Below are 9787 nucleotides of genomic sequence, written 5' to 3' on the forward strand. Positions count from 1 at the left end.
ATAAGGTAAGAATGATTCCAGTTTCTCAGAAAGAATCAAACCAAAGGGAGAAAGACCTGTATTACGCAGTCCTCTCCTTCTTGAAGTCTGTCCGCAAGGCCGGGAAAACGACCGCCAAAGAATGGAGTGATTATCGTTCCAAGCTTAGCGGTATTGCGCCCTCCCCCGAAATGAGCAAGGCGACCGATATGTGGACTATGGATAACTTGGATCAGTTCCAGCCGGATAAAACGCAGCTCCCGCCGTTGAATGACATGGAGTCTGTCGCTAAGGTTTCGCCCGAGTTTTTGTCTCAGTTGCTTGAGGCTTTGTACTACGGCATGCTGAACTTGACTCAGGCGAATCTTATTTCGGACGAAATTCAGGATGCAGACCCGGAATGCGTAAGCACGGCATCCCTCGAAGAATTGTTGGTCAAGCTCTGGATCGGTAACGCGAAGAGCTACCGGAAGATTGTGGTTAATTAGGCGGCTCCGCCGCAGTTACTAGTATTTAGTTACTGGTTAATAGTTAGTAGTTACTAGAAAATGCAAAATAAACATTTCTAGTAACTTGAGACTTAGAACTGTCACGAAGTGGCCCTAGTAACTAGTAACTCGGAACTATTAACAAACATTATTATTTAACTGTTATGAGCAATAAAGTACGTGTTATTGGTGGCGGTCTTGCAGGCTGCGAAGCGGCTTTACAATTGGCGAGCCGCGGTTTTCAGGTAGATTTGTACGAAATGCGCCCCAACAGGCAGACGCCCGCCCATAGGGACGGACACCTCGCCCAACTCGTCTGTTCTAACAGTTTCAAGGCTTTAGGCATTACAAGCGCCCATGGCCTTTTAAAAGCGGAACTCACTTTACTCGGAAGTTTCCTCTTGGATTGCGCGCGTGAAGCGGCTGTACCTGCAGGCGATTCCTTGACAGTGAACCGCGACATTTTTAGTGAACTTGTCGAAAAGAAGATTGCAGAATTTCCAAACATCACGCTGCACCGCGAAGAAGTGACGAGCCTTGAAGGCGATTGCCCGACGCTTGTTGCCGCAGGTCCTTTGGCTAGTGATGCTCTCGCCGACGATATTTTCAAGCGCCTCGGCAGTAACCGTCTGCACTTCTTTGATGCGATCGCGCCTGTCGTCGAGACGGACAGCATCGACTTTGACCATGCGTTCTACATGAACCGCTGGGAAAAAGGCGAAACGGCAGACTTTATCAACTGCCCATTGGACAAGGAAACTTATACAGAATTTGTGAACAAGCTCTGCGAAGCAGAAGCGACTGAACCGCGCCCGTTCGAAAAGCGCGAGCTTTTTGAAGGCTGCCTTCCCGTCGAAGAAATGGCACGTCGTGGCTACGAAACTCTCCGCCACGGTCCCATGCGCCCCATCGGACTTGGGCTTGGAAACAACGGACATTTGTGGTATGCCGTGATCCAGCTCCGCGCCGAGAACAAGCAGAAAACCTTGTTCAACATGGTCGGTTTCCAGACGCGCCTCAAGTGGGGAACGCAAAAGGAAATCTTTACCATGGTGCCGGCATTGAGAAACGCAAAGTTTGCGCGCCTCGGCTGCATGCACCGCAACACGTTTATTGAATCGCCGAAGTTCCTCGACAAAACGCTTCGCTTGCGTCCGGAACTCGATTGCGCTAAAGGCATTCCGCCCACGTGGTTTGCAGGCCAAATTACGGGTTCCGAAGGCTACACCGAAGCAGTTGCAACAGGTTGGTACGCCGCTTGGAACATGGCGCAGACGATTTTACATGGGCATTCCGATCCGCTTCCTGACGAAAGCTGCATCGGCTCCTTGATGAACCGTCTTGTCGAAGAGAACGAGGACTTCCAGCCGATGAACTTCAACTTCGGCCTCCTCCCCCATCACGAAGGCCTCAAGAAAAAGAACAAGAAAGAGATTCTTGCCGAACGAGCCGAACGAGCCGTTCGCGAATGGATTGCGGCCCGAAACATGGCATAAAATATGCGCGACGAGATAAAAAAAGCGATTTTGCAGCAAGAGCTGAAGGACGGGGAAATGCTCCCGTCCGTGCGCAAGCTGATGAAAACGTTTGGAGTCTCGTCGGGAACCATTCAGGGAGTGCTCAAGCAGCTCTCCGAAGAAGGACTCATTTACAGCATCCGCGGCAAGGGATTCTTCTGGGGCAAAGCCCCGGACGTGAACGACCTCGCGCAAATGCTTTCAAAGACGGTTCATCACGAAACCGTGCTCGAACGCCTTGAACGCGAATTTTCAACGGACTGGGAAAAAGGATTCCTCGACCCGAACAAGAATCTGCCACTCGCCAAGGAACTCTCCGACCGCTATAACGTATCGCAGACGATTCTCCGCAAGTTCCTGATCCACAAAGTGAACCAGGGCATTCTTGTGCGCCGTGGGCGCCTGTACGCATTCGCCTCCCCGCTCAAGACAAAGACAGCCAAGAATTTCAGCGAAATTCTGTTCGTCACGCGATGCAATTCGTGGGGCGGCTTTACCGCAGAAAGCGAACGCGAACTCGACTTCTTGCGCCTCGTTTACCAGACTGCCGGTGAACAGCATTTCAAGCTCATTCTGCTCGGAATCAACGAAGAAAGCGGCAAGCTCATTGACCGCAGCGGAAAAGTCTGCCACCTGACAGATTATCCGAACGCCATTGGCGCGGTGCTATCGACGCTCTTGGTGCAGAATCCACATGCGCTTTTGCAGCTTTTTTACGGCGTGAAATACCCCGTTTCCGTTTGGTGGGAACACCCGCTGCAAAACATCCCGCCGAGATTCTTGAGCAAGAACAACTGGGCGTTTTTCAACTCCACATTCGGAGAAATTCCAGGCCAGCAGCTCGGCAAATACCTGTTGCAGAAAGGCTTCAAGAAGGTCTGCTATTTCTCGCCGTACCATAACAGTTCCTGGTCCAAGGACCGCTTGACGGGCCTCATGAATTCGGGGCTAGAAGTCATTGCATTTACCGATGACGAATTTGCAAGCCCGTGGGACTACAAGGAAATCGCAAGACAGAAAGTCTCGAGATTTTCCGTAGAATCATACGCCCGTAACCTCGTGAAGAAAAAGCTTTTGCAGTTTGCCAAGAATGTGCCCGAAAATTGCAACTGCTGGGTCTGCGTGAACGATGAAGTCGCGGGACTCTTTTACGAAATGAGCGATGACGGCGATTGCACATTGCCGGGCGACAAGACCGACCCGAACGTGCTCGGATTCGACAACTCCGCCGAAAGCTACTTGCTCCGAATCGCCTCGTACGATTTCAACACGAGTGCGCTTATCAAACAAATTTTCTACTACATCGAAAATCCCGATGGTTTCGGGAATAAAAAACGCCTGCACCAGATTCTGGGGCAGGTCATTGAGAAGTAAGTCGGCTTCACCGCAGTTACTAGTCTTTAGTTACTAGCATTATAACAATGTCATTCTGGAGCTGTCATCCTCGAACGAAGTGAGGGGATCCATACACGTAATCGTGAATATTATGGATCCTCCTTCGGAGGATGACATTTCTAGAAACTCGGAACTCTTACACGTTCTTGTTAACGATAATCGTCTTGGCTTCGAAGGTTTCGCGGTCGATCCACTTGACCATCAAGGAAACCTTGTTGTCTGCGTTGAGAGCATCCCAGTAAGCCTTGAGCGTTTCTTCAGCGGTGGCGAAAATCGGCATGAGTTTCGGGAAGCCGTTGAAAGACGGAATTGGCTTGCCGTCGGTTTCATATGTGCTGATGAAGTGACCGAGACCCGGGAGAGCCTTTTCAAATTCAAACGTCATACGTTCGCAGCCAGCGTCCTCGCTATTGTTACGGCTCTTGAGGATGGAGAGCTTGTAGATAGCCGATTCAGCATTCTTGTAGTGGATGCCGGAAATACGCGGTGTGAAGTTCGGAGCATCGTCTTCGTACTGGCGAGTGCGGAGTGCGCTTTCGAACGTGCCTCCGAGCTTGATGGCGTTGTAAATCGTGTCCGTCTGGTCGCCGTTCGTGATAATCTGGACGTCCTTCGTGTGACGAGCCGGATAGTAAATGATGAGATGCGGGTCCGTGAGCTTGGATTCGTCGAAAGCCTTGGTTTTCATAAAACCAGTATCGGCTTCGATTTCAAACACACGGTTGCGGCTGTTCACGCTGCGACCCATGATCCAGTAAACCTGCACATAGGACTTGCCATCGGCGCTTGTGCCAAGCACGATGCCACGGCCCGGATACGGGTTCTTGGAGAGGTCGTTGAAATTCTGTTTTGCTTCTTCTGTGTAGTTCATATTGATTTCGGCGTGCCAGCGGCACTTTGTTGTAGGTTTAAACTTATCTCTTCGGGTTGTAATTGTTCATCAGGACCATCGCGAGGGCAACGCAGAACATCACCACGCTACCGACAACCACCTGCTGCTTATGGTCGTATTCGCGCTTGACGTAAGTCGGATTTTCTTCGTTAAGTTCCTGCAAGGTCGGGCCTTTGGCGAGAGTCGCTGAATCAACACCGAAGACCTTTTCCTTCTGCTCGTCAGTCATGTTCAGCGTACTGACATAGGAGCTGTCCGAGCGGTCCATCTTTGCAAAGGCTGAGGTCGGGAAAGCGAGAAAAAGCGCAAACAAAACCACGAGCAATAAATTGCCGCAGTAATTTCGGCCACGCCTCGTCATGGCGGACTTGATCCGCCATCTAAACTCCGAATCAAGCACGGAATGACATTTATTCGTTATTTCTATCGGCGTTCTCACCTTTCGTCTCTCGTCTAAACTAGCCTTCCTTAGCGAGCTTGTCGAGAATCTGGTTCACGAGACCCGGGTTTGCCTTACCACCGGACTTGCGCATCGTCATACCCACGAGGAAGCCCTTGAGTGCGACCTTGCCGGCCTTGAATTCAGCGAACTGGGCAGCGTTGGCAGCGCAAACTTCGCGGACCACGGCTTCAATAGCGGCGGTGTCGGTCACCTGCACGAGGCCCTTTTCCTTCACGATCGTTTCCGGATCCTTGCCCGTTTCGAACATTTCGGCGAACACCGTCTTTGCAATCTTACCGTTGATGGTGTTGTCTGCAATGAGGTTCACGAGAGCGCAAAGCTGTTCCGGCTTAATCTTGAGAGCGGAGAGGCCACCTTCGAGGTCCTTCATCTTGGCGAGGAGTTCCGTGATGACCCAGTTGGCGAGCACCTTGCCATTCTTGCAGTTCTTGGCGGCGGTGTCGTACCATTCGCTCACGTCGCGGTCTTCGGTGAGCACCTGTGCGTCATATTCAGAAACACCGAAATCCTTCATGAAGCGTTCGCGGCGTGCATCCGGCAGTTCCGGAAGGGTGCGGCGGATTTCTTCAACGAAGGCCGGGTCGGTCACGAGGCGGACCATATCCGGTTCCGGGAAGTACTTGTAGTCGTGAGCGTCTTCCTTAGAGCGAATCACAATCGTCTTGTCGGCGTTGGGATCATAACGCTTGGTGCACTGTTCGACTTCCTTGCCTGCATCAAGCGTCGATGCCTGGAGGTTCATTTCGCAGTAGAGAGCCTTTTCGAGGTTCGTGAAGCTGTTCAAGTTCTTGATTTCGGCGCGGATACCGAACGGAGCGTCTTCAGAAGCGCGCAGCGAAATGTTACCGTCGCAGCGCATGTTGCCGTTTTCCATGTTGGCATTAGAAACGCGCGTGTATTCGAGCGTCTGCTTGATCTTCTTCAAGACGAGCACTGCTTCTTCCGGGCTACGGATGTCCGGTTCGGTCACGATTTCGCAAAGCGGTGTGCCGCAGCGGTTGGCATCAAAGTGGCTCTGGGACGGGCTCATGTCGTGGATGAGCTTACCGGCGTCTTCTTCCATGTGGATACGGGTAATGCCCACGCGCTTCTTGGTGCCGTCGGCCTTCACAATTTCGAGCCAGCCGTTCTTGCAAATCGGATGGTCATACACCGGAAGTCCACCCGTCTGCGTAATCTGGTAACCCTTCGGAAGGTCCGGGTAGAAGTAGTTCTTACGAGTCCACATGGCGTTCAAATCGATTTCGCAGTTGAGAGCGAGCCCCAAGCGAATGGCGTATTCCACAGCCTTCTTGTTCGGCACCGGCATGGCACCCGGCATACCGAGGCAAACAGGGCAAACGTGCTTGTTCGGGCTTGTGTTCACTTCAATTTCGCAGCCACAGAACATCTTTGTCTTAGTGGCGAGCTGGCAATGGATTTCGAGACCAATAACAGGACAGTAATTAGACATGTTAAACTCCAATAAATTTTACGCGCTAAAGATAGAAAAAGTAGGATGTAGGAAGTAGGAAGCAGGAAGGATTTGGGCTTTATAATAATGATTCTTCAGGAACAAAGAATCAATTCCGAAGTCCGAATTCCTAATTCATAATTACAACTCGTCGAGCGTTACCACGAGCGCATCGGTTGCATCGCGGAAGTTTGCACATTCCGTAAGGATGCAATCAGCACCGTTCACAAACGCGGTTGCAAGGCGCAAAGATTCGTTCTCGGTCAATTTGTGGTTCGTGCGGGCCGCAGCAGCAAAGAGTTCCGCCGCCTTCAACGACACATCGGCATTCACTTCGCAAAGGCGCACATTCGCAGACTTCTCGAAGAACTCGCGGTACTGCCGAGCAAGCACGCCATCATTTGCGCCATACGCCTTTTTGCAAATTTCAAATAAAGTCACAGACGAAACCAAGACCTGCACATTGTTCTCGTACACGCCATCAAGCACACCCGAAACAATCGGGTAATAGTCCGGGTGCATCTGCAAAAGCCTAACGAGCGGCCCCGAATCCAAAAACAAAATACGACTCTGTTCAATAGATTTAATCATAATCTTCTAATGCAATTCTTTGCATATTACGGGCTTGGGCGAAGCCCACTCTTAATCATCTTCTTTGACCGGTTCGTAAATTTCCATGTAAGCGGCATCGTGGCGCTGTCCAGAGCGCATCATCTTAAAGCGGCCTGCGCGCGGATAGAAATACCAGTTCATCCATTCGCCACTCATGTCGGTACGCTTGGTCTTGATCGCAATCGGCTTTTCACCCATAAAATAGTCGCGCTTGTGCGGGATCACGCGTTCCATAGCACGGTACGTATGCACCGTACTCCCCGCCTTGCGTTCAATCGTCCCATGACCATCCTTGCTCCAGGTGATATTCACAATTCCGTGTTCATCTTTTAGCGGTTCGCATGTGTCATAACCGCTCGCACACCAGAGGTATTTGGGGTAAGAAAAACTGTAGGAATCCAAATTAAACGTTTCGACAATGCGATTGTTCCCCTTGAACGTCGGGTAATTCCCCGCAAGTGTGTATTCGCCAGCATTGTAATCCTCGCAACCACGCTGGGCCACGCGGACAACACGGTTAAACACATCCACGCCTACGGCGCAGCCATCTTCTTTGTAAACGAAACGCGCATGGCCATTGATATTTTTCTTTTCGAGATTGCCCATTTCGATTTCGGCCACGTTATCGTCTTTGCCGTTCTGAACGATGATGTTAAAGCGGCTGGCATTGCTCGGCGAACTCTTGAGCACAACGCGTCCCGTTTCAGAGACATATTCCCCACTCAAGTCCACGTATTCCTGCATAAAGCGATCCAGCTCCGAACGCTTGACCCAGACATCGCCAAACTTGCAATTCACCGGCACATAACGCGGCGGAACTTTTGGTTCCACTTCTTCGTAAGTCACCACCTTTTGTTTCTTGGTGACCGTCTGGTATTTTCCATTTTTGCCACGGACCTTCTCCTGGACATCCACGTAGCTTTCGTGCTCGATGCGGTCCTTAGGAATCGGAAGTTCCTTGATGGCATCGGACGACATCAAATATCCAAGGGGGCGATTTTCGTCTACAGCACCATTAATCTTCTTATAGACATCCAGCTTCATTTGAGCAAACGCGCTCGCCGACAAAACCACCAACATCACCAACAATAATTTTTTCAAAACGATCACCTCTTTTGGATATTTAAATTAGATTATTGGGGGCATTATATGTAGTAAAAAAAAGATTAAGATTATTTTGCTAACATTTAATCGAGTATTCAAACCCGGATTTATACCAAGGAGATCCAAATGAAGAAAATGTTTCTTGCGTCCTGTTTGCTGGCAGCATCCGTTTTTGCAGCCCCCGCAGCAGAAGATGTTAAAGCAGCAACAGAAAAACCGGCCGTAGAAGCAAAAGCAGCAATTTCAAAAGCAAAAGCTGTAACCGCAAAGAAAAAAGCAAAGGTCGAAAAGGCAAAAGCCGATGCAACCAAGGCTGTAGATAACGCAAAGGCCACCGCAGACGCAAAGGTTCAAGAAGCAGCAAAGACAACGGCAGATGCAAAAGCCGCTGTAGACGAACAGAAACCAGCAGTCGAAGCCAAAGCTGAAGAAGCAACAAAAGCCGTTGAAGCAAAGGTAGAAGAAGCCAAGACCGAAGTTGCACCGGTTGAAGCACCGGCCGCCGTGGCCCCGGCTCCAGAAGCAGCCCCCGCACCAGTAGCAGAAGTCAAGGCTCCTGAAGCTCCTGCTCCGGTTGCAGAAACTAAGGCTCCGGAAATCAAGGCAGAACCGGCCCCGGCAGTTGAAGTTTCGACCGAAGTTGCACCGGCTGAAGAAGTCGCTGCTACAGAACCTGCATCGACCACTAGCCGCAAGAAAAAGAAGATGATCGAAAATGCAGTGTTCACAGTAAACGAAATCAACTTCGATATCAACGCAGACTTCGAACTCGAAGCTGGCAAGGTTTTCTGGACCTCCGAAGATGACGATGAATCGAACAACCTCGAAAAGTGGAGCGGCAAGGCCAATCTCGCCATTCTCGCCGAAACGGAAAACTTCAAGGGTAAAGTCGCCCTTGCATTCTACCCGGGCGACCTGAAGACCGACAACATCAACGAAGAAATGAGCAGCGTCGAAGATTACTTCTCGCTCGACGAAGCTTGGGCATACCAGAGCAAGAACTGGTTTAGCTTCAAGGTCGGTCGTTGGGACAACACCGACAAGAACGGAGACTACTTCGGTGGCTACATCGATGGCTACAAGAATGGCTTCCTTTCTACCCAGGATCCTGAAAACCAGTTTGAATTCGGCTTCATCGCCAACGAAAACATGGACATCGCCCTTTCCTTCATCAGCAAGGCTTCCTACCTTAACAAGGGTGACCTCCGCGTCGTATTCAACTTCCACGACCTCCCGAGCCTTGAATTGTTCGATATCCAGCTCGGCTACCGCAGCAACATCTTTGACAAGGTTCACGACAGCGATGCAAAGATTTTCCACAACGCATCCTTGAAGGTCCGCGCTCCGATCATTCCTAACTTCCTCACGTTGTTTGGCGAAGCTGCCTTGATGGATCTGTCTGACGACCTTGCCGTGCCTGTTACTGGCGGCATCGAACTCAACTTCAAGACTGTTGACCGTGTTATCCTCGAAGCCGAATATGTCTACAACCGTAAAGAACACGGCTTCTATGAAGGCCACACCAAGCATGTAAAGGATGTTCTTGCAGCCCTTTACCTTGAAAAGGCTCTCACGGACCGCTTCTCCCTCTCTGCAGGTTTCCACAGCTACAAGGCTTCTAAGGACTTCATGCTCTCCGGCAACTTGGTTGGTAGAATAAATTAAGGAGACCGCTCGGCTCTTGAGCGAAACGAGACTCCGTCTTCGCCTCGCTCTCGCAAACACGCCTCGTTAATACGAGGCGTTTATTGCTCACGGAAGACCGCTCGACTCTTGAACGAAAGTATAATGTTATACAAAAAGTGACCCACCGGCGTAGTGATGTGAACCCCGAAAGTTGGACATAACTTTCGGGGTTTTCATGTATAAAAAACACACAGAAGA

At 50.6% G+C, this 9787-nt stretch carries 9 protein-coding genes; 4 read left to right on the plus strand and 5 right to left on the minus strand.

Translation table 11 applies throughout. The features are described from left to right. The first annotated feature begins 11 nt into the window (after positions 1-11). From ACJMM9_RS16270 to ACJMM9_RS16280, 3 genes are all read left to right on the plus strand, one after another. Positions 12-467: a hypothetical protein gene (locus ACJMM9_RS16270; protein WP_014544981.1), complete on the plus strand. Its 456-nt coding sequence runs from the start codon at positions 12-14 to the stop codon at positions 465-467. 164 nt (positions 468-631) lie between these two features. Beyond that, positions 632-1963 carry a methylenetetrahydrofolate--tRNA-(uracil(54)-C(5))-methyltransferase (FADH(2)-oxidizing) TrmFO gene (gene trmFO, locus ACJMM9_RS16275; RefSeq protein WP_405329315.1) on the plus strand — a complete coding sequence of 444 codons (1332 nt, stop codon included), beginning with the start codon at positions 632-634 and terminating at the stop codon, positions 1961-1963. 3 nt (positions 1964-1966) lie between these two features. Beyond that, positions 1967-3358 (plus strand): GntR family transcriptional regulator, encoded by a 1392-nt coding sequence (locus tag ACJMM9_RS16280; RefSeq protein WP_405329317.1) that lies wholly within the window; start codon positions 1967-1969, stop codon positions 3356-3358. A 157-nt stretch (positions 3359-3515) separates the two neighbouring features. Here the strand turns inward: ACJMM9_RS16280 and ACJMM9_RS16285 are convergent, their stop codons facing one another. The 5 genes from ACJMM9_RS16285 to ACJMM9_RS16305 all read right to left on the minus strand — a co-directional run bounded on the left by ACJMM9_RS16285 (position 3516) and on the right by ACJMM9_RS16305 (position 7900). Then, positions 3516-4250, minus strand: coding sequence for an IMP cyclohydrolase (locus ACJMM9_RS16285; RefSeq protein WP_405329319.1), 735 nt, complete (start codon positions 4248-4250; stop codon positions 3516-3518). Positions 4251-4293: 43 nt separating this feature from the next. Then, positions 4294-4632, minus strand: a complete 339-nt coding sequence (locus tag ACJMM9_RS16290) for a hypothetical protein (RefSeq protein ID WP_405329321.1) — start codon at positions 4630-4632, stop codon at positions 4294-4296. A gap of 97 nt (positions 4633-4729) precedes the next feature. Then, on the minus strand, positions 4730-6187 hold the full coding sequence (gene gatB / locus ACJMM9_RS16295) for an Asp-tRNA(Asn)/Glu-tRNA(Gln) amidotransferase subunit GatB (RefSeq protein ID WP_072828926.1): 1458 nt from the start codon (positions 6185-6187) through the stop codon (positions 4730-4732). A gap of 141 nt (positions 6188-6328) precedes the next feature. After that, positions 6329-6778, minus strand: a complete 450-nt coding sequence (locus ACJMM9_RS16300; RefSeq protein WP_405329323.1) for a type II toxin-antitoxin system VapC family toxin — start codon at positions 6776-6778, stop codon at positions 6329-6331. 51 nt (positions 6779-6829) lie between these two features. After that, positions 6830-7900, minus strand: a complete 1071-nt coding sequence (locus ACJMM9_RS16305; RefSeq protein ID WP_405329325.1) for a hypothetical protein — start codon at positions 7898-7900, stop codon at positions 6830-6832. A gap of 129 nt (positions 7901-8029) precedes the next feature. On the opposite strand from ACJMM9_RS16305, the gene ACJMM9_RS16310 reads away from it, so the two are divergent. Then, positions 8030-9568 (plus strand): SPOR domain-containing protein, encoded by a 1539-nt coding sequence (locus ACJMM9_RS16310; protein WP_405329327.1) that lies wholly within the window; start codon positions 8030-8032, stop codon positions 9566-9568. Positions 9569-9787 lie beyond the last annotated feature (219 nt).

The organism is Fibrobacter sp., from assembly GCF_045112255.1.
Taxonomy (GTDB): Bacteria; Fibrobacterota; Fibrobacteria; order Fibrobacterales; family Fibrobacteraceae; genus Fibrobacter.

What these genes read in the sequence shown, in the direction of transcription:
- ACJMM9_RS16290 (WP_405329321.1), bottom strand. Translation starts at nt 4,632, where the DNA reads ATGACGAGGCGTGGCCGAAATTACTGCGGCAATTTATTGCTCGTGGTT.
- ACJMM9_RS16300 (WP_405329323.1), bottom strand. Translation starts at nt 6,778, where the DNA reads ATGATTAAATCTATTGAACAGAGTCGTATTTTGTTTTTGGATTCGGGG.
- ACJMM9_RS16280 (WP_405329317.1), top strand. Translation starts at nt 1,967, where the DNA reads ATGCGCGACGAGATAAAAAAAGCGATTTTGCAGCAAGAGCTGAAGGAC.
- ACJMM9_RS16270 (WP_014544981.1), top strand. Translation starts at nt 12, where the DNA reads ATGATTCCAGTTTCTCAGAAAGAATCAAACCAAAGGGAGAAAGACCTG.
- ACJMM9_RS16310 (WP_405329327.1), top strand. Translation starts at nt 8,030, where the DNA reads ATGAAGAAAATGTTTCTTGCGTCCTGTTTGCTGGCAGCATCCGTTTTT.
- ACJMM9_RS16285 (WP_405329319.1), bottom strand. Translation starts at nt 4,250, where the DNA reads ATGAACTACACAGAAGAAGCAAAACAGAATTTCAACGACCTCTCCAAG.
- trmFO (WP_405329315.1), top strand. Translation starts at nt 632, where the DNA reads ATGAGCAATAAAGTACGTGTTATTGGTGGCGGTCTTGCAGGCTGCGAA.
- gatB (WP_072828926.1), bottom strand. Translation starts at nt 6,187, where the DNA reads ATGTCTAATTACTGTCCTGTTATTGGTCTCGAAATCCATTGCCAGCTC.